General features: G+C 65.0%; 20 protein-coding genes. 14 read left to right on the forward strand and 6 right to left on the reverse strand.

Annotated elements, in window-relative coordinates; translation table 11 throughout:
* Window positions 1–178: 178 nt before the first annotated feature.
* Window positions 179–952 carry a methyltransferase domain-containing protein gene (locus tag GEV06_16865; protein ID MPZ19570.1) on the forward strand — a complete coding sequence of 258 codons (774 nt, stop codon included), beginning with the start codon at window positions 179–181 and terminating at the stop codon, window positions 950–952.
* 6 nt (window positions 953–958) lie between these two features.
* On the opposite strand, the gene GEV06_16870 is transcribed toward GEV06_16865, so the two are convergent.
* The 5 genes from GEV06_16870 to GEV06_16890 all read right to left on the reverse strand — a co-directional run bounded on the left by GEV06_16870 (window position 959) and on the right by GEV06_16890 (window position 6,831).
* On the reverse strand, window positions 959–2,107 hold the full coding sequence (locus GEV06_16870) for a radical SAM protein (protein MPZ19571.1): 1,149 nt from the start codon (window positions 2,105–2,107) through the stop codon (window positions 959–961).
* A gap of 37 nt (window positions 2,108–2,144) precedes the next feature.
* Window positions 2,145–3,308 (reverse strand): flippase-like domain-containing protein, encoded by a 1,164-nt coding sequence (locus GEV06_16875; GenBank protein ID MPZ19572.1) that lies wholly within the window; start codon window positions 3,306–3,308, stop codon window positions 2,145–2,147.
* Window positions 3,107–3,955 carry a methyltransferase domain-containing protein gene (locus GEV06_16880; GenBank protein MPZ19573.1) on the reverse strand — a complete coding sequence of 283 codons (849 nt, stop codon included), beginning with the start codon at window positions 3,953–3,955 and terminating at the stop codon, window positions 3,107–3,109. Before GEV06_16880 ends, GEV06_16875 begins: the two co-directional genes overlap by 202 nt.
* 875 nt (window positions 3,956–4,830) lie before the next feature.
* Window positions 4,831–5,691 (reverse strand): hypothetical protein, encoded by an 861-nt coding sequence (locus GEV06_16885; protein ID MPZ19574.1) that lies wholly within the window; start codon window positions 5,689–5,691, stop codon window positions 4,831–4,833.
* 87 nt (window positions 5,692–5,778) lie between these two features.
* Window positions 5,779–6,831 (reverse strand): hypothetical protein, encoded by a 1,053-nt coding sequence (locus GEV06_16890; protein ID MPZ19575.1) that lies wholly within the window; start codon window positions 6,829–6,831, stop codon window positions 5,779–5,781.
* A gap of 200 nt (window positions 6,832–7,031) precedes the next feature.
* On the opposite strand from GEV06_16890, the gene GEV06_16895 reads away from it, so the two are divergent.
* The 8 genes from GEV06_16895 to dapF all read left to right on the forward strand — a co-directional run bounded on the left by GEV06_16895 (window position 7,032) and on the right by dapF (window position 16,053).
* Window positions 7,032–8,345, forward strand: coding sequence for a glycosyltransferase (locus tag GEV06_16895; protein MPZ19576.1), 1,314 nt, complete (start codon window positions 7,032–7,034; stop codon window positions 8,343–8,345).
* Window positions 8,228–9,334, forward strand: coding sequence for an NAD-dependent epimerase/dehydratase family protein (locus GEV06_16900; GenBank protein ID MPZ19577.1), 1,107 nt, complete (start codon window positions 8,228–8,230; stop codon window positions 9,332–9,334). The genes GEV06_16895 and GEV06_16900 overlap by 118 nt, the downstream gene beginning before the upstream one ends.
* Before the next feature lie 18 nt (window positions 9,335–9,352).
* Window positions 9,353–10,567: a glycosyltransferase gene (locus tag GEV06_16905; GenBank protein MPZ19578.1), complete on the forward strand. Its 1,215-nt coding sequence runs from the start codon at window positions 9,353–9,355 to the stop codon at window positions 10,565–10,567.
* 29 nt (window positions 10,568–10,596) lie between these two features.
* Window positions 10,597–12,525, forward strand: a complete 1,929-nt coding sequence (locus GEV06_16910) for a hypothetical protein (GenBank protein MPZ19579.1) — start codon at window positions 10,597–10,599, stop codon at window positions 12,523–12,525.
* A gap of 172 nt (window positions 12,526–12,697) precedes the next feature.
* On the forward strand, window positions 12,698–13,504 hold the full coding sequence (ttcA, locus tag GEV06_16915) for a tRNA 2-thiocytidine(32) synthetase TtcA (GenBank protein ID MPZ19580.1): 807 nt from the start codon (window positions 12,698–12,700) through the stop codon (window positions 13,502–13,504).
* Window positions 13,501–13,950, forward strand: a complete 450-nt coding sequence (locus GEV06_16920) for a D-tyrosyl-tRNA(Tyr) deacylase (GenBank protein MPZ19581.1) — start codon at window positions 13,501–13,503, stop codon at window positions 13,948–13,950. The genes ttcA and GEV06_16920 overlap by 4 nt, the downstream gene beginning before the upstream one ends.
* 277 nt (window positions 13,951–14,227) lie before the next feature.
* Complete coding sequence (locus tag GEV06_16925) at window positions 14,228–15,097, forward strand: hypothetical protein (GenBank protein MPZ19582.1); 870 nt, start codon at window positions 14,228–14,230, stop codon at window positions 15,095–15,097.
* A gap of 125 nt (window positions 15,098–15,222) precedes the next feature.
* Window positions 15,223–16,053, forward strand: a complete 831-nt coding sequence (gene dapF, locus GEV06_16930) for a diaminopimelate epimerase (protein MPZ19583.1) — start codon at window positions 15,223–15,225, stop codon at window positions 16,051–16,053.
* 145 nt (window positions 16,054–16,198) lie between these two features.
* On the opposite strand, the gene GEV06_16935 is transcribed toward dapF, so the two are convergent.
* Window positions 16,199–16,825: a DUF4398 domain-containing protein gene (locus GEV06_16935; GenBank protein ID MPZ19584.1), complete on the reverse strand. Its 627-nt coding sequence runs from the start codon at window positions 16,823–16,825 to the stop codon at window positions 16,199–16,201.
* Between the two features lie 237 nt (window positions 16,826–17,062).
* Between GEV06_16935 and radC the strand changes: the two genes are divergently transcribed.
* From radC to ligA, 5 genes are all read left to right on the forward strand, one after another.
* Window positions 17,063–17,731 carry a DNA repair protein RadC gene (radC, locus tag GEV06_16940; GenBank protein MPZ19585.1) on the forward strand — a complete coding sequence of 223 codons (669 nt, stop codon included), beginning with the start codon at window positions 17,063–17,065 and terminating at the stop codon, window positions 17,729–17,731.
* Between the two features lie 81 nt (window positions 17,732–17,812).
* Entirely contained in the window at window positions 17,813–19,798 is a 1,986-nt protein-coding gene (gene metG, locus GEV06_16945; protein ID MPZ19586.1) for a methionine--tRNA ligase, read from the forward strand.
* A gap of 45 nt (window positions 19,799–19,843) precedes the next feature.
* Window positions 19,844–20,635 (forward strand): YchF/TatD family DNA exonuclease, encoded by a 792-nt coding sequence (locus tag GEV06_16950; protein MPZ19587.1) that lies wholly within the window; start codon window positions 19,844–19,846, stop codon window positions 20,633–20,635.
* A 67-nt stretch (window positions 20,636–20,702) separates the two neighbouring features.
* Window positions 20,703–21,713, forward strand: a complete 1,011-nt coding sequence (locus tag GEV06_16955) for a hypothetical protein (GenBank protein ID MPZ19588.1) — start codon at window positions 20,703–20,705, stop codon at window positions 21,711–21,713.
* Between the two features lie 16 nt (window positions 21,714–21,729).
* Window positions 21,730–23,961 (forward strand): NAD-dependent DNA ligase LigA, encoded by a 2,232-nt coding sequence (gene ligA, locus GEV06_16960; protein ID MPZ19589.1) that lies wholly within the window; start codon window positions 21,730–21,732, stop codon window positions 23,959–23,961.
* The last annotated feature ends 67 nt before the right edge of the window (window positions 23,962–24,028 follow it).

Here is a 24,028-nt window from a genome sequence, read left to right on the forward strand (position 1 = left end):
ATCAAGGGATAGAGGGATCAAGGGATCAAGGGATCGAGGGATCAAGGGATCAAGGGATCGAGGGACCAAGGGATCAAGGGACCAAGGGATCGAGGGCCACAGGACAGGGGCGAGCGACAAGGGGCAAAGGGACAAGGTTCAATGCAAGGCTCGAGGGTTTCCAAGCGTAAGGGCGAGGGTGAATAGTTTGAACGAAGAGATCAAGCGTTACTGGAACGCGCATATTCATGACCTGGAGATGACGACGCAGCCCATTGGGACGCGTGAGTTCTTCGACGATCTCGAGGCGTACCGTTTCGACAAGCTGCGCTACTTACCGCAGCTCGTCGACTTCGGCGCGTTTGCTGGGCGGGAGCTCCTCGAGGTTGGCTGCGGCATCGGCACCGACTTGGTGCGATTTGCCCGCGGCGGTGCGCGCACGACGGGCGTGGACCTCTCCGAGACCGCGATAGACCTCGCGCAGCGCAACGTCGCGCTGCACGGTGTGGCCGATCGCGCCACGCTACGTGTGGCGGACGGAGAAGCCTTGCCATTCGAGGCGGATCACTTCGACTGCGTGTACGGGCACGGCGTCATCCCGTACACAGGCGATCCAGCTCGGCTATTGTCTGAATGTTACCGCGTGCTGAAGCGCGGCGGCCACGGCCTGTTCATGGTGTACAACCGCGTCTCGTGGCTGAACGCGCTGTCCAAGGTGATGCGCGTCGATCTCGAGCACGCCGACGCGCCGGTGCTTCGCAAATACTCGATTCCCGAATTTCGCGACCTTCTGGAGCAGGTTGGCTTTCGCGACGGGCGCATCGTCCCCGAGCGCTTTCCGGTACGATCGCGCCTCCACGGTGGCTGGAAGGGGGCCCTCTACAACACCTGCTTCGTGGGAACCTTCAACACGTTACCCCGCCCGCTCGTCCAGCGGTTCGGGTGGCATCTGATGGCGCTATACAGGAAGTGACGCCCGTTACGCTGACGCAGGCACCAACTCTCGGCTCCGATACCGACGTTTTTCCGCCGATGCGCGAACGAGGAATTTCGCGTACGGGACAACCTGCTTGATCGCCGCGACGTTCATCTGGCACGGGCTCAGACAGGTAGGGCACTTCTCGCTTCTAATCCATTCTCGATGCGCCTGGGACGCTTCTCGGAAGTAGATGGTCTCCGGGTCCTCTTCGCACGCGTTGCCCACCACACGGCTGTTCTCGCAGAAGAACAGGCCGCCGTCGGGGTTGAGCATGACGCCTTGCGACTGGAAGGGGCACGGCGCCAGACGATGATACCCGTTGCCGATCATGTCGGCGTAGTGCATGTAGATGAAGTTCTGGCCGTCCAGGAGCGGATCCTGGCGCACGCGGTCCAAGAAGAACTGCCGCATCTGCTCCTCTTCCTTGGCGACCGGCTTGATGTCGCCTTCGAGCTCAGCATTGCCCAGCATCGCCTCGGTGAAGCGGACCATGTTGAACACGATGTCGAGCTTCTCGCGCCGTGCCCACGCCAAGATGTTCTCCGCATCGTCCAGGTTCATCGAGAAGATGGTGGAGGAGATGCCGAAATTGAAGGGATACTGCTTCTGCAGCGCCTTCATGGCCGCGATCGTTTCGCTGGCCTTGTCGAAGCCGCGCTTGACGCGCCGCACGTCGTTGTGGACCTCGCCGACACCGTCAATCGACACACGGGCACTGAAGATGACGTCGCGCGCGTGACACAGCTCGACGATCTTCGTCAGCATCGGGATGGCCCGGTGCGGTGTGAGGCCAGTCGTGTTGAGCGTGAGCTTGCGGAGGCGAGGTAACTTGTCGGTGACCAGCCGGCAGATGTCCACGAGGTCATTGCGCGTCGTGGGCTCTCCACCCGAGATGCTGCAGATCTCGAGATTCTTCCAGAGCGAGGAGTCGAGCACGCGCTCGATTTGCTCGAGTGTGATGTCCTGCTTGCGATCGCCGCGCTGCCAATTGCTGCACATGTTGCAGCGGGCGTCGCAGACGAACGTGATGTGGAAGATGAGGACGGTGGGGTGGATCGGATGCCGCCGGGCCACGTACCCGTTCAGCAGGTCCCGGGGTGCGCTCAACGCCGCCTTGGTCAGATATCTGGCTGCATAGGTTTGAGCCATATTAAGTCCTTCATTTTACGTAATTTCGGGGCCGACGTCAAAGAAGGGATCCCTTGACCCCTTGACCCTTGACCCCTTGCCCTCTGAGATAAAGCCATGCGCCCGGCAGATTTCCCGCAATTCCCGAGAGGACGATCAAGGTCGACAATGCGAACGAAAGCTCATCCGCGACGCCGACCCGGTGCAGCAGCCAGACGATCACGCCTTGGGGCAGGCCGAATCCGCTGACCGAGAGTGGTAGCAGCAGCATGAGCAAGCCAATCGGCATGAAAACGAGATAGTACGTGAACGGCACCTCCATCCCGAGGCCGAGCCCCAGCACGTACGCCTGTAGGACGCGGAGCACCTGAACCAACAGCGACAAGCAGAACACCGATGCAAGCACGCCAGGCGCGCGCCGATAACGGGCCACGGCGTCGGCGAGCCGCAGCAGGATCCGGCCGAGCTGGCGCGTTTGCCAGCCCGTCTGCAGAAAACGCTGCACAAGGCGGTCCGCCCAAAGGGCGGCTACGGTTCCGATGGCGACGCCGGCCGTCAGCAGAAGGATCCCGTCTCGAAGCGCGGACTCCTCCGCCTGCGTCCAGATCAGGGCCCCCATGGTCCCAAGGAGAACGATCGCGATGACGCCCAGCAAGCGGTCGACGGCCACCGACGCCAGCGCCGCACTGTTGTGCGCGGTGTGCCGGCCCAGCGACCATGCGCGCGCGGCGTCTCCGCCGACGCCGGCCGGGAGGAAGCTCCCGACGAAGGAGCTGACCAGGAAGATCCTCGCCGCTGGGCCGAAGGCAACCGGCGTTTCGCTGGCCTTCAGCAGCAGCACCCAACGCCAGATCATCGTGACGCGGTCGAGCGCCAGCAGCAGGCCCACCAGACCAACCGACCAGAGACACACGCCCAGGATGGCCCGCGCGGCGGCGCCGGCATCCACTTGGCGGACGAGATACACGAGGATGGCCGACGTGATGATGACGCGGAGCCACGTCGACCGGAGCAGGCGAGTCACGGCAGCGGCTTGCGCGCGACGAAGGTGAGGGTCTCGAACAGATTCTTGCGGACCTTGAACAGCAGCTCCTCCGAGCGCGTATAGCGCGACAAGGCGTCGACGCCCGGTAGGTTCACGAGGAGCGCAGCCCCCGCGAGCAGGTCGCGTCCGAGCCCTGTGGCCACCCCAATGCTCCGCACGACCTGCTCGAGCCGAAATCCGCCGTCGTAGAGCAGCTGTCGGACCCGCCGCTCGGTGGTCACGAAGTTATGGGTGTAATCGACGTCCCAGAAGAAGGTGCGCTCCTTCAAGTAATCAGGCACCACGATGAAGAGCACACCGCCCGGTTTGAGCGCGCGCAGCGCCTCCGCCGTGAACGCGCGGGCGGCGTCGATCCCCGACATGTGCTCCAGGACTTGGTCTGCGTACACCACCTCGTAGCCGGCATCGTCAACGGGTAACGGCGGCACGAACGCCTTGAGGACCTCCAGGCCTTTGGCTCGCAATACCTCGATCAAGAGGTCGCTTGCCTCGACCGCGACGTATGTCCAGCCGGCCGCGATTGCCGCCTCGCCCAACGACCCGTGCCCCGGCCCGATTTCGAGGAGACGTCCGGGTGGACGGCTATGGCGCGTGAGCAGCTCGAGCCGCGTCCGTTCGATGCGGTTGCGTCGCCCCGCGCCGTAATCGGTGAGCTGCTTCTCCCTGAACGACCGGTAGAACGTGTCAGCCACGAAGGTCAGTATTCGTTCTTGAACCGCCCACGCGTGATCCAGATGTACATGCCCGCCGGCGTAATGCTGTGCACCTCGTTGACCCCGTAGCTCGGGCTCCCGCAGTGCCCAATGATCACGTCGTAAATCCAGACGTCACGACTGTTCTCGCTCCGGCCAGGACCGTGGTGATACGCGACGACGTCCTTCGACGGGTCGCTGGGGTTCCCACGCTTTCCATTGAAGCCCCAGCGGTTGTCGTCCTGACGCAGGCGGTCGACCAGCGTGTCCAGGAAGCGCCAGCCGGTCGGCGTGTGCTCCTGGCACGAATGGTTGTACAGGAGATCCGGTTGCGCAGCCACGAGCTGGCCTCCAACCGCGGCCAACTGAGCGCGTGCCTTCGCCTCGCTGGTTTGGCCATCCGGTGTGCGCGGCTGGACGCCTCCACCGGTCGTAAACGTCGCCGTGGCCGACCATGGCCCCACGCCTTCCTCGTTTTCCCCGCGGACGCGCCACTGATAGGTCGTCCGGGCGGCGAGACTCGCGCCGCCGAGCTCGAGGACGGCCGTTTCGCCGCGAGCCGGCACGACGCGGTCCACGACGCGCCGGTCGCCCCGCAACACCTGGAAGCGATGCACGACGCCCTTGATCTCCGCGAACTCCCCCGTGGCTGCTTCTGCCTCGAGGGCCTTGGGACGCTCGCCCTTCGGATACGTGTGGCCGTTGGCCGGCTCGGTTGGCGTCGGCGCTGTCAGCTTCAGCTGCGGCTGGCTGCCAGACTCCGCGGTCCGCGAGCCGTCGCCCCCGGCGTCCGGTACTGCCGCCGGTGCCGCCGGCGATTGCTCACTGCAGCCCGCGGCAACGCTCACCGCGAGCAACAAGCCTAATTTTGTTGCAAGTCGCATAGCTCTCCCCTTGGTTGACCGACAGCGAACACACAAAATTCGCCCGCGGCCCGCGCTGGGAGAGCGAACCAATGGCAGGAACGCACGCATTCTACAACGGGTCATTGACACTATCCACTACTTTCACCAGGGGAGGGGGATTCTCGGGAAGCCCAGGTCGTCGAACGTCATACGGATGCCGAGGCCGCCCTGGACACCGCCGGCCCGCACCTTGCGCGGGCCGCTGACGGCATCGAGCGTGACCGAGGCGGTGGCCCAGCGCACGAAGCCGTTGGCGCCGAGCTCGGTGAAGCCCGGGAGGCTCCACGGCAGGCGGTAGGTGCCGTCGAGGCCGACATGGTACCCAACGGTCCAGTCGCTCTCTTCGCGCGGCTGAAGGCTGCGGATGGACACGGTCTCGAAGTCGGGTGGATCATTTTCGTCGAGGTTGTCCGGTGTGAGCGCACCAACGAACTCGTGTGAGACGAAGTAGAACGACGGGCCGGCCGACAGGCCGATATCGATGTCGTCACGGACCGGCACCATCCAGCCGGCGCTCAGGTGAAACGCCGACTCCTGGTGCTGGAGGGAGTCGCTGCTTCCGGCGGTCGTGCGCGTCCTGCCGAAATCGACCGGGTGTGGGACGACGGCCGTCACGGCCGATCGAGCGTCTCCCGAGACGCGCGTGAATGTCCCGCCGATGAGCGCATTGCGCCAGACGCGCCATCCGGCCCCCACACCGAAGAGGAAGGCGCCGCCGTAGCGCTGCGATGTTTGCACGCTCGCCGTTTCGTTGTAGACCGCGAAGTCGAAGCCCTCGCTCACCGACGAGCCCAAGATCTCACCGCCGAATCCCACGCTCACGATCAGGTCATGCTCCCATGGCCGCATGATCGTCTGCGGAATTCGGCCCAGCAGGCCCGGTTGTGTATCAGGAGGCGTCTGCGCGTGCGCAGGAAGCGCGACGATGAGACCTAGGAAAAGCAATAGTGCAACGTTCCGCATGAGCGGCGACATTCTTTCAGCAGCTCACACGCGAGTCAACGGAAATCGGGACTCAGGATTCAGGAATTAGGATTCGGGAATCAGTGGTTACGTGTCGAGCTTGACATCATCGGTTTGATCGAGCAGTCGGGGCTTGTGATCGCGATGGAGAGCCGCACGTTCCCTGGCGGGCTGTGGGCTTCGTCGGAGCAGGAAAAGAGCGCCACCGGCGAGCGACAACACCATGATGAGACCCGCGCTGGCGAGCGAGAGCGCGAGCGCAGCGCCGACACCCAGGCCGAGCCGCGTGAAGAAATAGCTGAACGTCGCTTCCCGCACGCCCAAGCCGTTGATGGAGATTGGCAGGAGCTGCGCCACCAGACTGACGGGCACGATGATCAGCGCGTCGCGCACGCGGAAAGGGATCCCGAGGCCGTAGGCAACAGCGACATAGACGAGGACGAGCAGGAGCTGAACGGTTACCGCGCCGGCTCCAGCGATCGCGACAGCCCCCGGACGACGGGCCATCTGCTCGAGCAGAGTATGGATGCGCGCCAAGCGATGCTCTACCCACTCTGGATGCAAGACACGGAGCGGTCCGAGCAGCTTGGTCACGAGATGCGGGTAGTAGAGTACCGGCACACCGACGGCCACGAAGCCAGCGAGGGCCATCCAGAGATAACTGGCTCCGGGTACCGGCATTCGCCCGTGGTGGGCGAGCACTGATCCGGCTGCCGCGACGGCCGTGAGCGCCGCGAGGCCAATCAGCCGATCGACGAGAATCACGCCGGTGGCAACCGTGCGGGAGCCGGTCAGCGGTGCCGTGTCGGCGATGCGGACCACGTCGCCGCCAATATTGCTCGGGAGGAAGTTATTGAAGAAGGTCGCGACCAGGTACGAACGAAACAGCATCGAGACGGGGACGCCGACTTGCTGCGTATCCAGCAAGAGGCGCCAGCGCCAGGCGCCGACGAGGAGATGCAAGAGATAGACGAAAACGCCGAGCAGCAGCCAGCCGGGGTCCATGCCTTGTAGCCGCCCGCCAACTTCGGCGACATCGGTCTGCGAGAAAAGCAACCACAGCAGGCCCGCGCTGACCCCGATCTTCACGATAAGGAACAGGACCCGCCGTGAATTGCCCGTTTCTCGCGCTCCCGACATCGAACCGAGCAGGGTAGCACGGAAGGGGTGAGGGGGTGACAGGGTGAGAGGGTCATCCAGGCGTACGCAGCCCACATCGCAGGACAGTGCCAGGTCGGAAGCGGAAATTCTGTTCGCCGCCACATCTATGCCCGAAGAACCCCCTCACCTTGTCACCCTGTCACCCTCTCACCTTGTCACCGTGTCACCCACTGTCTATAATGCCGACATTGTTGCTGGGCTACGACGCCGCAACGCATGGGTTGAATTCTGTGACTGCCCCCGCCGCTCCGCTCCGGATCCTCATGCTGGCTCCGGAGCCGTTCTTTGAGCCGCGTGGCACGCCATTCAGCGAGTATCACCGCATTAAAGCGCTGGTCGAGGATGGGCACCAGGTCGATCTGGTCACCTATCCCTTTGGCGGCGACGTGCAGCTGCCGAACGTCCGCATCGTGCGGTGTGCGCGGCCGCCCTTCGTCCACAGCGTGCCTGTCGGTCCCTCTCTTCGCAAAGCGATTCTGGATGTTTGCCTCGGTGCGACTGCGCTGCGCTGGGCGCTCGGCCGCCGCAATCGCTACGATGCCATCCATTCCCACGAGGAAGCGGGCCTGCTGGGTGTGTGGCTGAGTCGACGGCTCGGCGTGCCGCACCTGTATGACATGCATTCGAGCCTGCCGCAGCAGCTCGCCAACTTTCACTTCTCGCAGTCCCGTCTGTTGCGTCGTGTCTTCGACTGGATGGAGCAGACGATGGTCCGCGACTCGCGGGTGATCATTACGATTTGCCAGGAGCTGCAGGATCAGGTGCGCACGATGGGCGCGGGCGAGCGGGCGGTGCTGATCGAGAACGTCATGGGCGGCGACGTCGACGACGTGCCGGGGCCTGGACGCGAGAAGTTGCGCGCGGCTTGGGGCATCACGCCGGAGCAGCCCGTCGTGCTCTACACTGGTACCTTCGAATCGTATCAGGGGCTCGACCTGTTGCTCGAGGCTGCGGTGCATCTTCGGACGCGTGTGCCTGATGCCGTGGTCGTGATCGTCGGTGGGGCGCCCGAGCAGGTCAGCGGTTATCAGAAGCGAGCGGCTGCACGCGGCGCACCGATTTTTTGTGTAGGACAGCGGCCGCCCGAAGAGATCCCGCACTTCGTAGATGCCTGCGACGTGCTGGTCTCACCACGGATTGCCGGCACGAATACGCCGCTCAAGATTTACTCGTATCTGCGCTCGGGCCGTCCAATCGTTGCGACCGACCTTTGGACGCATCGTCAGGTGCTCGACGAGACGTCGGCGGTGCTGGTGCGGCCAGATGCCGAGGCGGTCGCCGATGGCCTGACCGTGCTGCTGCGGAATCCAGCCGAACGCGCCCGCATCGTTGACGGCGCCCGCCAGCTGGCCAGCGCGAAGTACAGCCGCGCGGGATACGTGGAGCGCACGCGGCGCGCGTACGAGCTGCTCATGGACGGCTCATCGCGGCCCGTCGGCCACACGCCGCTCCCGCCGGTTGGCCAGGTGCGCGCAAGGAGCTCGAAGCTGTGAAGACACTGGTCACGGGCGTAACGGGATTCACCGGTGGCCACCTGGCTCGGTACCTCAAGAGCCGTGGCGCCGAGGTGCGCGGCGTCGTTCGGCCGGAGAGCGCCAGCCGTCCGGTCGTCCAGGATCTGCGCGCGGCCGGCATCGAGATCGCAGAAGCGGATTTGAGCGATCCGCTGATGGTGGGAGAGGCGTGCGACGGCGCAGAGGTCATCTATCACGTGGCGGCAGCCTATCGGGAAGCAGGTCAGCCGGCGACCATGTACCGAGAGGTGAACGTCGGCGGAACGCTGAACATTATTCACAACGCCCGATCCCGCAGCGTGCGGCGCCTCGTGTATTGCAGCACCGGAGGCGTCCATGGTCACGTGGCGAATCCGCCGGCCAACGAGAAGGCGCCCTTCAATCCGGGCGACATCTACCAGCAAACCAAGCTGGAAGCGGAAGAGGAGGCGCGCCGGGCCGGTCAGGGCGGCGACGTCGAGGTGGTCGTTGCTCGGCCCATCGGTATCTACGGCCCGGGTGACACACGGTTTCTCAAGATGTTCCGTGGGATCGCGCGGGGCCGATTCCCCATTCTCGGATCGGGCGAGGTCTTCTATCATCTGACGTACATCGATGACCTCGTCGAGGGGTTTCGGCTCTGCGGCGAGCTGCCGCAGGCGGCCGGGCGGACCTATTTACTCGCGGGGCCTCGGTATACAACCCTCAACGAGCTGACGCGGCTCATTGCGGACGAGCTGAAGGTCAAGCCACCGCGGCTACGGCTGCCGGTCTGGCCCTTCTGGCTCGCCGGGGCGGTGTGCGAGCTGGTGTGCGTGCCGCTGCGCGTGGAGCCGCCGCTCTATCGGCGGCGCGTGGACTTCTACACCAAGAGCCGTGCATTCGACACGACGCGCGCCCGCACGGAGCTGGCATACGAGCCCAAGGTGGATCTCCCCGAGGGGATCCGGCGGACGGTCGCTTGGTATCGGGCGGAAGGGCTTTTGTAGGTCCTTGAATCTGTTTAGATGCTGAACGTTGTCCAAGTCTGCGACCATCTCGGGTGGCCCGGCTCCCGGATGCACGGTGTCAAGCGGTTGTTTGCGTGGATGATCCCGCGCTTCGACAAGAGCCGATTCAATGTGTCGCTCGTCAGCCTCCGCCGCAAAGATCTCTCTGAGGACACGCTCGAGCAGCTTGGCGTCGATGTGACCTACCTGCACAAAGGGCGGTTCGATCCGTCGACGTGGACGGCCCTTGGCAAGGTCTTCGATGCCCAGCGCGCCGACATCGTCCATCTGCACGGCTATGGGGCGACGACGTTTGGTCGCCTGGCGGCCGCGACGCGGGGGCTGCCGGTCCTCTTGCACGAGCACGCGAACCACACGGACACGCCGTGGTTCCAAAGGGTTGCCGATAGAATCCTTCAGCCCTATACGGACCTGGCGCTCGCCGTGTCTCAGTCGACGGCTGAGTTCGTCGTGCGTGCTCGGCTCGTGCCCGAGACCAAGATCAAGGTCGTTTACCTCGGTGTCCCGCTGGAGGAGTTTGCTCGACCGCGAAGCGGCGAGGAGATTCGCGCGGCGCGTGCGGCCCTCGGCATCGACGCGGATACGTTCGCCCTCGGTACGGTGACGCGGCTCATGCCGTCGAAAGGCAACACATACCTCGTCGACGCCATGAAAGTGGTGCGCGAGCGTTTGCCCAGTGCGCGCTGCTTCATTGTTGGCGAGGGAGAGCTGCAAGCGGAGCTCGAAGCACAGGCGCGGGCGCGTGGTGTCTCGGGCTGCGTGCACTTCACTGGCTTCACGCGGGATGTCGCGGGCGCGCTCGCCGCACTGGACCTCGTCGTCTTTCCGTCGTTGTGGGAAGGGACGCCGCTGACCGCCTTCGAGGCACTGGCCATGGGGAAGCCGATCCTGGCCACCGATGCCGATGGCCTGATGGACATTCTGACCGACGGGCGCGACGCACGCATCGTTTTGCGTCGGGATGCAGGCGCGCTCGCGGCCGCCGTGCTCGAGCTCCACGATGATCCAGAGCTCCGGATGCAGCTGGGGCGCCACGCGCATGCGACCGGCATGCAGTACGACATCCAGGCCTTCGTCCACAAGATGGAGCGGCTCTACGAGCTGATGCACCGCGTCTCACGCCGAACGAAGCGGCAAGGGCTGCTTCGGGAGGACCTGAGCTTTCTCGGCGGACCGGCCGAGGCCGGGCCCCCCCAGGGGGCGCCTTGGTGAACGCGCCGCGCACACCGAGGGTCGCGCCCATGTGGCAAGAGCCAGGTGTGGTGGGCGTGCTGCTCGTGGGGGCATTCTTGACCACGCTCGCCCTCACGGTGGACTTCCCGCGAAAGGCTGTCGGCTTTCAAGGCGACGAGGCCACGTACTACGTGCTCGGTCACAGCCTGGCCGAGGACTTCGACTTCGAGTATCGGCGCGCAGATCTCGTGCGTGTCTGGCGGGAGTTCCCGTCCGGACCGCAGGGCATCTTCCTCAAGGAGGGGAAGGATGTCGAGCTCGCGCTGACCTCGGAATTCCCATTCGCTCAGCGAATCAAGCACGACGATCCGGATCGCGGGGAGCGCCTGTACATCAGCAAGGCCTTCATCTACCCCCTCGTGGCAGCGCCGTTCATCTTCTTTCTCGGGACGAACGGCTTTCTGGTTCTGCACGCGATTCTGTTCACGCTGTGCCTCGGCGCGGGCTATGCCTTCTTGCGCACTCGCACTTCCTCCATCACGGCGTTCGCCTTTGCGATGGCGTTTCTCTTTGCGTCCGTCGTGCCCGTGTACTTCGTCTGGCTGACGCCGGAGCTCTTCAATTTCGCGCTGCTCCTGCTCGGCATCTTCCTCTGGTGCTACAAGGAGGTCGCCAGCCCACTGGTGCCGAGCCGCCACCTGAAGGACGAGTGGGGACGCTTCCTGCGTGCGGATGCCAGCACGTGGCTTGGTGTGGCGCTCCTTGGTGTGGCGACATTCTCGAAGCCCACCAACGTGTTTGCCCTCATGCCGCTCGTTGCGCTGTCACTCCTTCGCCGCCAGTGGAAGCGCGCCTGTCTCACGACGGTCGTGTTCACGGTGGTTGTCGGTGGATTGTTCGCGATGAACGCCGTCATCACCGGAGAGTTCAACTACCAGGGCGGATATCGGGCGACGTTCTATGCGGACAACGGCTTCCCGTTCCTCACGGAAGACCGTACGTTTCGCAACAGCGGGCTGCGGCGCGCCACCGATACGGTCCCTACCGACGTACTATTCAATCGCGGCGCGCTCCTCACGGTCTTCCCGCACAATGTCGTCTACTTCGTGTTTGGCCGCCACACGGGCCTCGTCCCGTATTTCTTCCCGGGCGTGCTCATAGTCCTCCTGTTCCTGTGGGCGGGCCGGCAGCGGCGTGAGGGCTTTCAGTGGCTCGTGGCGGGTACCATCCTGCTCGGCGCGCTCACCTTGCTGCTCTACATGCCGTTCACCTACTCTGGCGGCGGCGCACCGGTGGGCAATCGCTATTTCCTGCCGTACTACGGCCTGTTCCTCTTCGTCGCGCCAGCGCTGTTCAGCGCGCGGAGCGCGCTGACGGCAATGACCGTTGGTGGGCTGTTCTGCGGACAGCTCGTGATCGATCCGTTCTACACCTCGTTCTATCCCTGGGCGCACCCGCAGCGAGCGCTGTTCCGCTGGCTGCCGGTCGAGCTCTCGCTCATCAACGATCTCCCCGTCAACGTCCAGCCCTCGCGCGCCAAGGTCAAGCTCTCTGGCAATCCGCCGCTCGTGGCGTACTTTCTCGACGACCAGGTCTACAAGCTCGAGCCGAACGCCTGGTTCTGGATTCGCGGTGAGGGCACGGCGGAGATCCTCTTGCGCGCGCCGGTCTGGATCCCGTCACCAGACGGGCCGCGGCCGGCCCGCCTCGGCGCGTTGTTGATCAATCTCATGTCTGGCGAGCTCCCCACGACCGTCCGCATCGATACCGGTGTAGAACGCCTCGAGGTTGCACTGACCGAGAATGCGTTCAAGGAGGTCCGCGTGCAGATGCCGCGCGGATTTCCATACAAGCCGATGCCCGGGGAGCCGCTCAACTATATCTATCGCTTGAAGCTTTCCTCGAGCGCCGGTTTCTTCCCACTCTTCACCATGCCCGGCTCGCGTGACCCGCGCTTCCTGGGCGCGCGGGTTCGGCTGACGCCACTCTATCGTTGAAAAAGGGGTCAAGGGGTCAAGGGAGGGTGGTTCGCTCAGCGGGGTGAGCGCGACGTTTCCGGCTCGTCGGCCGCGGGGCCTGAAGGCCCCGCGCTACGTACGCCCGAAGAACCATCCCTTGACTCCTTGACCCCTTGTTCCCTCGATCCCTTGACCCTGTATACTCAACCCGATGTCCTACCGCAGCTCCCTCGAGGCACGGATTGCCCGGAAGACGACAAAGGCGATAACCGATTTCGGGCTCATCGAGGACGGCGATCGCGTCATGGTCGGCCTCTCCGGCGGGAAAGACAGTTGGGCGCTGCTCCAGATTCTCGATGTGCTGCGCCGACGTGCGCCGATTGCGTTCAGCTTGGTGGCGGTGAACGTGGATTCCGGCTATGACGGGTACCGCCACGACCTCATCAAGGCGACGTGTGAGGCGCACGGCTGGGAGCACCACATCGAGCACACGGCGATCGGCGGCATCATGGATGATCTGCTCGAGGCAAATGCGACGCCCTGTTCGCTGTGTGCGCGCCTGCGTCGAGGTGCCCTCTACCGCCTCGCCGCGCAGGTCGGCGCCACCAAGATCGCGCTCGGCCATCATGCGGACGACTTCGTCGAGACCTTGCTCCTCAACTTGTTCTTCGGCGGAGCCCTCAAGGCGATGCCGGCCCGCCTCGTCTCCGATGACGGTCGACATGTCGTGATTCGACCACTGGTCTACGTCGCCGAAGACGAGGCCCGTGGCTACACGAAGGAATGTCAGCTCCCCGTCATTGGCTGCTGTTGCCCCGCGTGCGGCGACCTCGGCCTTCAGCGTCAACGCATCAAGCGTCTCCTGGCGGAGCTCGAGCGCGAGCACACGGGTGTCAAGAGCTCCATGCTTCGAGCGCTCGGCAACGTCATGCCGCGGCACTTGCTGGACACGCGACTGAATCCACCCGCATCGCTTCGCCGGCGTGTCTTGCAGGCAGAAGCGCTCGGCACAGAATGAGGGCTGTCGTCCAGCGCGTGAGCCGCGCGGCTGTTCGCGTGGAAGGGGAGACTGCCGCTGAGATCGGGCTCGGTCTGCTCGTGCTCGTCGGAGTGGAGAAGGGCGATGGTCCGGAGGACGCCGCCTACATTGCCAACAAGGTGGCCGAGGTTCGCATCTTCAACGACGACGGGGGGAAGATGAATCGGGCCGTGACGGAGGTGAACGGCGCCGTCCTGCTGGTGTCTCAGTTCACGCTCCATGGCGATTGTCGCCGGGGACGAAGGCCCTCACTCGACCTCGCGGAAGCACCCGGTCCAGCCCGTGCGCTCTACGAGGATGTCGGGCGTCGCCTCCGCCAGCGCGGCCTCGCCGCCGCCGAAGGAGTCTTTCAGGCCACGATGCAAGTCGAGCTCGTGAACGACGGCCCGGTCACCATTCTCCTCGACAGCCGCAGGACCTTCTAAGCAGGGGCAAGGGGCGAGGGCCGGGGAGCGGGTGACAAGGTGAGCGGGTGACAAGGTGAGGGGTTGTTCGAGAATTCCGGGTGGAAATCGGGTGACGCTTCAACGTCGCTCGACGGCCGGCCTCGACAGCTCGAACCACGCGTTCACCTTGTCACCCTGTCACCCCCGTCACCTTGTCACCCCCGTCACCTTGTCACCCCTGTCACGCATCCCTCGCCGCTCTGATATGATTTCCATTGACCGGGGCACCTGCACGTGTTGAGGAGGACCGACCATCGTGGAACGTCACGCGACGCTCTGGCGTCGGTTGGTGTGCGTCTGCGCGCCTGCCACGCTCCTCTGGGGCCTCTTTGCTGCACCGAGCGCAGCGCAGCAGCGTCCCCTGGTCACCGAGGATCCCGAGACCATCGGGAGTGGGAACATCCTCATCGAAGCGGGCGCTGATTACGGCCGCGACGTGCTCTATCCGGCGTCGGGCCTGACCGGCAACCGGCTGCGATTGCCCACGCTCGGCGTCAGCATTGGCATCAGCTCGATCGCAGAGCTGCAGTTCGACACGGGTGTCCATACCCGCCTGGCGATCGCCGAGCGTGAAGACGCCCCCCTCACCGACGATCTGGAAATCGATGGCACCAGCACGCGGAGCTTCGACGACACGATAGTCGGCTTGAAGCTGCGCCTGGTCGGTGAAAGTGCTGATCGCCCCGGGCTCGGTGTACGCCTGGTGACGCGCTTGTCGACCGCCAGCAAGTCGAGCGGCCTCGGCCTCGGGACAAGCGACTTCTTCGTGCAGGGGCTGCTGGCCAAGACGACGCAGTCGACCCGCGTGGTGGGGAACTTCGGCGTCGGCTGGCTGGGCAATCCAGTTGGCGGCGACCAGGTCACCGCGTTCACCTACGGTGCCTCGGTCGCCAACGCCGTGGCGCGAGGGGTCGAGATTGTCGGCGAGCTGAACGGCCGGTTCGACACCGGGGACCTCGATGTGCCAGGGACCGAGAGCCGAAGCGCGCTGCGCATGGGGCTCCGTTACACCCATGGACCGGGGCGCATCGACGGCGGTCTCATCTTCGGTCTCACTGAAAACGAGCCAGGGTTTGGCTTCACGGTTGGCTACACGTACGTCTTCAACGCCTTCGCGGTGCCGTGACGTGGCTCGCGGGCACGGCGCGTTCGGCGAACGCGCCCTACCGAAGAGGGTAGGGCCGCTTCGTCGAGACGGCCGCCAGAGATCGAAGAGGGTAGGGCCGCCTCGCCGAGGCGGCCGCCAGAGATATGCTCGACCTGCACGTCACCAAAGCACATGCCTACGGAAACGACTTTCTCTACGTGCCCCACGCCGCGGCGCTCACGGCGTGCCCTGACCTTCCCGCCCTGGCGCGGCGACTTTGTGATCGTCATACCGGCCTCGGCGCCGACGGCCTGATCCTCTATACGCGTACCGCCGATGGCGCTGCGATGCGACTGCTCAACGCGGATGGGAGCGCAGCGGAAGTGTCGGGGAACGGCGTGCGCGGTCTCGCGGCGCTCATCGCAAGGACGTGGCTGGCGGCGCAGGATGTCGGGGCACTGACGGGGCGGACCGTTGCCATCGGTACCGACGCCGGTCGCAAGTTGCTCACCTTGGTGCAGGTCGACTCGGAGCATCGGTTCCTGTTCCGGGCCGACATGGGCACACCGCAGGAGCTCCGCACGATCACGCTGGACGTGGCAGGTGAGCGCATCGAGGCAGTACAGCTCTCGATGGGCAACCCACAACTGGTGCTCCTCGCGAAGCTCGACGTCGATCGACTGGTGCGCTTGGGCGCGGCGCTGCAGTCACATCCGGCCTGTCCCGGTGGAACGAACTTCGAAATGGTCGACGTTGTCTCCCACCAGGAGGTGCAGATCCTCATCTACGAGCGAGGGGTGGGACCGACCTCGTCGTCCGGCACGGGCTCGTGCGCTGCTGCCGTAGCGGCCGCGACCTCTGGCGGCACCGCGCGCGATCTGCAGGTCAGTGCGCCTGGCGGAGCCCAGCGCGTCGAATGGCGCGACGATACCGTCTATCTGACGGGCTGGGCCGACGTCCTCTTCGAAGGGACCTGGTTTACGAGGCGTACGTAAGCGACGAGCAACGCCGCCAGGTGGGACGCATCGGCGGCCAGAATGGCACACGTATTCCTAGACGAACCCTAAGATCGATGTGGTAGAAACTGCATCGAAACCGCGGATCGCGCGTGCGAATTCTTGCGTACGATTCCTCATTGTTTCATCTCCTTCCCGCTCCCTTTGCGCGTGCTACGAGCGCACTGCTTACGCCGTCCATGGCTGTCCCCAACTTCTCTCCGCTGTCTCCAAGCAGCACGATCGCACCTTCGAAGTCGTCTCGGTCGAGTGCTGAGCGCGCTTCTTGCAAGACCTTGGCGGTGGCGCCAACCGCTTCGGCGAGGGGACGGACTGCTCGCGGAGCGACGCGCGCTTCCTTGGCGCTGGCCAGGAGGCTGGTGGCATGCTCGAGGCGCGTCTGTAGGGCTTGGAGGGCCTTTTCGGCGTTGCCGCGCGCCCGTGCCTTCGCCTCTGCGGCCTGTGCAGCCGCATTGCGCGCGCGCTCACGCGCCTCGAGGGCGAAGTTGAGCGCCTGGCGGTAGTCGCGTTGGTTGGCGAAGTCGCCAGCGCGCTTCAGGGCGTCGAGCGCAGCGTCGAGCCCTTCCGGCGCGTACTCCGCGGCGCCGGCGGCCCGTGCTGCATCGATCGCGCCCTGGGCCTGATGGAGCTCTTTGCTGGGCGGCTCACCGCAGGCGGACGCGAGGAGCGTTGCGGCGAGGAAGAGCGCCCCGTAGGAGAGCGAGAGCACCACGAAGGGCAAGGGACGAGAGACACGGGAAACGAGTGTCATGGTTTGAAAGGAAGCAGGGGTTCAAGGGGCCAAGGGATCAAGGAATCAAGTTCATCATCCCGCCGCATACCCTACCAGATGGAGGTTGCTTATGTACCTCGACAGCGTTTTACTTCGTGACGTTCACTGGGCGCCGGCTCGCATCGCGAGGGGCGTCCTCATCTGTAGTACGATTGACGAGCGTGGCCGTCAGCACGAGGGTGTGCGGGTGCTGGTTGGCGGCGTGCTGGTGTCAGGATGAAACGGCTGGCCCAGGAGGATCGGCCGCGCGAGAAGCTCGATCGGCTGGGACCAACCGCCTTGGGCGACAACGAGCTGCTCGCCATCGTTGTCGGCCATGGCATCGGCCGCCTGGATGCGCTCGAGGTCGCGGATCGCTTGCTTGCCGAGGTTGAAGGACTGCACGGGCTGGCCCGGGCCTCGCGTGATGATCTGGATCGCGTGCCTGGCGTTGGCGCCACCAAGGCGGCACGGCTGCTGGCGGCGATTGAGCTGGGCCGACGGACGCTGACCCGCGCAGCACCGGAACGTCCACAGCTGGCGACGCCGCGTGAGACGGCTGCGTATCTGCTGCCGCGCTTCGGAGGCCATCGCGTCGAGCAGTTCGGTATCGTGATGGTCGACACGAAGCACCGCGTCCTGAAGGCGACCGCGGTCTCGCGCGGCACATTGGACGGAAGCCTCGTCCACCCGCGGGAAGTGTTTCGAGAAGCGGTCCTGCGCGGTGCCGCTGCCATCGTCCTGTTCCACAATCATCCGTCCGGGGATCCGTCACCGAGCCGCGATGATGTGAAGCTGACGCGCCGGCTGCTGATGGCCGGTGACGTCATGGGGATCGACGTACTGGATCACGTCATCCTCGGTGACACGACGTACTTCAGCTTTCGCGAGGCGGGACAGATCTAGGTAGGAGGAAAAAGGTACCCGGTTCCTTTTTCCTCCTACCATCTCCGAAGTTGCGTTCGCACGCTTTCGTTCGTAGCGCTTATGCCGCCGTTCTACATCACGACGCCTATTTATTACACGAATGGTGAGCCGCACGTCGGTCACGCGTACACGACGATCCTGACCGATGCCATTGCCCGAGCACATCGCCTACTCGGTGACGACGTGTTCTTTCTGACAGGAACCGATGAGCACGGTCAGAAGATTGAGCGCTCAGCGCAAAAGGTAAACGTGGAGACGCGCGCCTACGTGGATGGGCTCTCGGCGGCGTTTCGGAGCCTGTTCGAGGCGCTCAACATCTCCAACGACGACTTCATCCGAACGTCGGAGCCGCGGCACTATCGCGCAGCGGAGGCTCTCTGGCGCCGCGTCCGCGATCGGGGGGACCTGTACAAGGGAAGCTATGAAGGCTGGTATTGCACGGTGGACGAGATCTTCGTCGCCGAGACGCAGCTCGTCGACGGCGATCGCTGCCCGCTCTGTGGCAACGTCGTGGAGCGGCTCAGCGAGGAGAGCTACTTCTTTCGCCTCTCGAAGTACGAGCAGCCGCTGCTCGAGCATTATCGCGCCAACCCCGACTTCGTCACGCCAGAGATTCGGCGCAATGAGGTGGTGTCGTTCGTCGCGCAGGGCCTGAAGGACCTCAGTGTGAGCCGCACATCATTCCGCTGGGGGATTCCGGTGCCAGACGACCCCGGACACGTGATGTACGTGTGGTTCGACGCCTTGACGAATTACATCACCGCCGCCGGCTTTGGAGACGAGCGTCCAGAGGCGGCGGCGCGCTTTCGCGCCGTCTGGCCTGCCGACGTGCACCTGATCGGGAAGGACATCGTGCGACAGCATGCCATCTACTGGCCGGCGTTCTTGATGTCAGCTGGCTTGCCGCTGCCCAAGCGCATCGTTTCGCACGGGCACTGGCTCATGGAAGGCGCCAAGATGTCCAAGTCCGTCGGCAATGTCATTCAGCCGCAAGGGTACATGGAGACGTTCGGCGTGGACGCGCTGCGCTATTTCGTATTGCGCGAGATGACCGTCGGCAACGACGCGAGCTTCAACGATCGGGCGTTCGTCGGTCGCTACAACGCGGACCTGGCCAACGACCTCGGCAACTTGGTCAGCCGCGTTGTCACGATGATCCACCGGTATGTGAATGGACGTGTCCCCGCGGCTGGCGTCGATCTCCCGGAGGAGGTGGAGGCCGAGAACGCCCTGTTCCGGGGCGAGCTGGCGCGGGGGATCGAGACCACACTGGACGCAGCCCGCCGCTTCGATACGGCCACGGCATTGAGCGCTGCCTGGCAGTTGGTGACCGGGACCAACCGCTACTTGGTGGCGCGGGAGCCGTGGAAGCTCGCAAAGCGGCCGGAAAGCCGTTCGCACCTCGAGACGACGCTCTATCATGCGGCGGACGCTATCCGGGTGATTGCCGCCCTCATCGAGCCCGCGGTACCTGCGACCGCCACCCGTATCCGGCGCATGCTCGGTATCGATGCCGAGTCGTGGGTCGACCTCAGGCCCTCCACCTTACCGGTGGGGCGGTCGCTTGGCCCCGTGGAGCCTCTCTTTCCACGAGTGGAGATTGATGTGACCGAACACGATCAGGATCAGACGAGCCCCCAGACGAGTCCCCAGACGAGTCCCGAGCCCAGCGCTGCGGCCCAGGCGACCGTCCCGAGCCCAGGGAGCCCGGTAGGTGAGCCGCGCATTTCCATCGACGACTTCATGAAGGTCGACCTGCGCGTGGCGAAGGTCTTGGGCGCGGAGCGCGTGCCCAAGTCGAAGAAGCTGCTGAAGCTGACCGTCGATCTCGGCTTCGAGCAGCGGACGGTCGTGGCAGGCATTGGCGAAGCCTATGAGCCGGAGGCCCTGGTGGGCCGAACGATCGCGATTGTCGCCAACCTGCAGCCGGCGACCTTGATGGGCGTCGAATCGAATGGGATGGTCCTGGCCAGTAGTCCCGAAGGTGGTAAGCCGCAGCTGGTTGGTTTCGACTCGCCGTTGCCGCCGGGTAGCCGCGTTCGCTAGGCGCGGGCCCGCTTCGCTTTGGTCCGTCCTTCGCGCCCTGATCAGATGGAACCGCCGCTCATCGATTCACATAGCCACCTGGCGGATGATGTCTTCGCCGCGGACGTCGAAGGCGTCATTCAGAGGGCGCAGGCTGCGGGCGTCACGCGGACGCTCTGCATTCTCGAGGCTGGCAACCGCGATGAAGCCGCACGTGTCGCCCGCCTGCGCGCGCTGTGGCCAGCGGTGCGCTTCAGCGCGGGGATCCATCCGCATCACGCGGGGCCCTACGGGAGCGATCCGGCGCGCGTCACATCTACGGTCAGCGCGGCGCTCCGCACCAACGAGGCCGCTCGCGCGCTGGGGGAAATCGGCCTGGACTACCACTACGACTTCGCTCCGCGCGAGGTGCAGCACGCCGTGTTCCGCACGCAGATCCAGTTGGCGCAGGAGCTGGATCTGCCGGTGGTGATCCATACACGCGAAGCGGACGCGGATACGACGCGCATCCTCGGCGAGGAGAATCGTGGCGCCCTCCGAGGCGTGTTCCACTGCTTCACGGGCGACGGCCGCTTGGCGGCGGCGGCGCTCGATCTCGGGTTCTATCTGTCGTTCTCGGGGATCGTCACGTTTCCCCGTGCGGACGGCCTGCGCGAGGTGGCGAAACAGGTGCCGCGAGACCGATACCTCGTCGAGACCGACAGCCCCTATCTCGCCCCCCCGCCCCACCGTGGGCAGCGCAACGAGCCCGCCCTGGTGGCGCGCGTGGTCGAGGTGCTCGCCACCGTGCGGGAGACCTCGCCAGAGGTGGTGGCGGCCGAGACCACCGCCAACTTCGAGGAGCTGTTCAGGCCATGACGAGCCCCGGAGGAGGGAGCCGCGAGCCCAGTTTGCGTCTCTTTTGCGTTACTATGCAGAGGTTTTTGTGAGCGGTCCCGTGCAGCAGCCATCGTCTTTGCCTCTCGATCTCGGCCAGCTCTTCGAGCCGGTCCGGGAGCAGCTCGAACGTGTCGAACGAGAGTTCGTTCACCAGATCGAATCACGCGTGGAGCTGATTCCGGAGATGGGGCGCTATATCCAGTCGAGTGGCGGCAAGCGCATCCGCCCCGCCGTGCTGCTGATGGCTGCGCGGCTCGCCGGCTACGACGGCGATCGCGGCATCACCTACGCCTCCGTCGTCGAGTTCATCCACACCGCGACGCTGGTCCACGATGACATCATCGACGAGGCCGAGGTGCGGCGCGGCCGGCTTGCCGTGCACTCGCGCTGGGGCAACGACATCACCGTTTTGCTCGGCGACTACCTCTATATCAAGTCGATGGCGCTCGCCCTCACGCACGACCGCATCGAGGTGATTCGGCTCTTGTGCGACGTCACGCTCCGCATGATCGAGGGTGAGCTCTTTCAATTGACCCGGACGGGGAACATCGACATCACCGAGGAGGAATATCTCGAGATCATCCGGCGCAAGACCGCCTATTTGTTCGCCGGGTGCGCGAAGATCGGCGGCATGCTCGGCAGGCTCTCGCCGGCGCAAGAACAGGCGTTGTGGGACTACGGGTTCAATCTCGGTGTTGCCTTTCAGCTCGTCGACGATCTGTTGGACTATACGGCCGACGAGACCGTCCTCGGCAAGCCTGTCGGCGGCGATCTCCGCGAAGGGAAGGTCACGCTGCCCATCATCACGTTGCTGAGGCGTGGTGGTGATGACGCGCGCGCCTTCGTGGATGAGGCCATGCGCGAGCGTCGCCTCACGCCGGACGCCTGGAGGCGGCTCATGACGCTGCTTCGCGAGCACACCGCGCTCGACGGGGCGATCGACCTGGCGCGCGAGTATGCGTTTCGTGCCAAGCAGCAGCTCCGCGCGTTCGAGCCGTCACGCGAGCGGGAAGCCTTGACCGGGCTCGTCGACTACGTGCTTGCCAGGGACCGCTGAATGGAGAAAGAGAAAGATGACACGCATCTTTCCTCCCTCCTCTCCACCGCAAGATCGCATCGACGAGCTCCGCAGGCTCATTCGCTACCACGAAGAGCGGTACTACATCCACAACGATCCGGACATCTCTGACGCCGAGTTCGATGCGTTGGTGGACGAGCTGAAAGCGCTCGAGCGGGCGAGCCCAGAGCGCGTCACGCCGGATTCGCCGACCCAGCGCGTCGGCGGACGTGCGCTCGAAGGCTTCGAGACCGCCGAGCACGTCGCACCGATGCTCAGCCTCGACAACACCTACGACGAAGCCGAGCTCCGAGCGTTCGACGAGCGCCTGCGTCGTGCCTTGGGTCCAGAGGCGTCGTACAGCTATGTCGCGGAGCTCAAGATCGACGGTCTCAGCATTGCGCTCACCTATGAAGACGGCCGGCTGGTACGCGGCGTGACCCGCGGCGATGGGATCCGTGGCGAGGTCGTCACGGCCAACGTCCGCACCATTCGTGCGGTGCCGCTGGTGCTCCGCGACCCTCAGCCCGGTCGCTTCGAGGTGCGCGGCGAAGTGTATCTGCCTCTGGCCGAGTTCGCGCGGGTCAACGAGCAGCGGCTGGAAGCCGACGAGCCCCCGTTTGCCAACCCTCGCAACGCCGCCGCCGGCACCATGCGCAACCTCGATCCGGCGCTCGTGGCCAGGCGGCGTCTCGGCGCCTATTTCTACCAGGTCGTGAGGGCGCCCGCGACGCCAGAGGATCCGCCGCTCTCGCGGACGCACGTCGAGACCCTCGAGCAACTCGGTCGCTGGAGCGTTCCCGTTGAGCCCCACTGGCGGGTTTGCGCTGACGTCGAGGAGCTCGTGGCCCACTGCCGCCTGTGGGCCGACCAGCGCCACACGCTCCCGTTCGAGACCGATGGGGTGGTGATCAAGGTCGACGAGCTGGAGATGCGTCTCCGCCTGGGGGCGACGGCGAAGTTTCCGCGTTGGGCGACCGCATTCAAGTTCCCGGCGCAGCAGGCGACCACCAAGCTCATTCGCATCGACGTGAACGTCGGACGCACGGGCGCCGTCACGCCGGTCGGCGTGCTCGAGCCGGTCGCGCTCGGCGGGGCGACCATCACGTTCGCCACGCTACACAACGAGGAGGAAATCAAGCGCAAGGACATCCGACCTGGCGATATGGTGCTGGTCGAGCGCAGCGGGGACGTGATTCCAAAGATCGTCAAGCCGATCGTGAGCGTGCGGCCGGAAGGCGCAGATGCCCCTCAGCCTTACGTCTTTCCCAGCGTCTGTCCGTCGTGCGAGAGCCGCCTCGTGCGCCCTGAGGGCGAAGCGGTCTGGCGATGTCCCAACACCTCCTGTCCCGCGCGCCTGCGGCGCAGCCTCGAGCACTTCGCGTCGCGTCGCGCGATGAACATCGAAGGCTTGGGGCCGGCGCTCATCGAAAAGCTGACCGGCGACCAGATCGTCACCAACGTGGCCGATCTCTATCGCCTCGACCTCCAAACCCTCACGGGCCTGCGGTTCGTTGCCGCGGTGCGGCGGAAGACACCGCCGCGCGACCCTTCGGCAAGCTCAGGGTCGCCCCGACCCTTCGACAGGCTCAGGGTCGTCCCGAGCGAAGTCGAGGGACGAGCGGAGTCGAGGGGCGAAGCGGGCGGTGAGCCGGAATGGGAGCTTCGCCAGGAAGAGCGCCGCTTTGGTGAGAAGTCGGCCCGCAGCTTGCTGAACGAGATTGAGGGCAGCAAGGGCGTCGACCTCTGGCGGGTCGTCTATGCTCTGGGGATCCGTCATGTCGGGGAGCGCGGCGCGCAGGCGCTCGCGACCAGCTTTCAAACCATGGAGCGGCTCGCGGCAGCCAGTCTCGAAGCGTTGCAGGATGTCGGTGATGTGGGCCCGGTGGTTGCGGCGGCCATCCGCGAGTTCTTTGCCGAGCCGCATAATCGTGACCTCATCGACCGCTTGCAGGCCGCCGGGGTCAACATGGGATCGGCAACGGTGGCGCCGTTGACGCCGGCAGTGTCGCATACACTGGAGGGCAAGACGTTCGTGCTGACCGGCACGCTTACGTCGATGTCGCGAGAGGCAGCAGAGGAGGCGATCGCACGGCTCGGCGGCAAAGTCGTGGGCTCAGTAAGCCGAAAGACCGCCTTCGTGGTCGCCGGCGACTCGCCAGGCAGTAAGCTGGAGAAGGCGCGCGAGCTCGGTGTCGCCACGCTCGACGAGCCGGCGTTCTTGCAACTGCTGCGACATGAGGAGTGATGAGTTGTAAGTGTTTGAGCTCAGCACTCTCTGCGATGGTAGGGTGCGTCGGCCTCCCGCGCCGTCA

Origin of the sequence: Luteitalea sp. (assembly GCA_009377605.1) — a bacterium.
GTDB lineage: Bacteria > Acidobacteriota > Vicinamibacteria > Vicinamibacterales > Vicinamibacteraceae > WHTT01.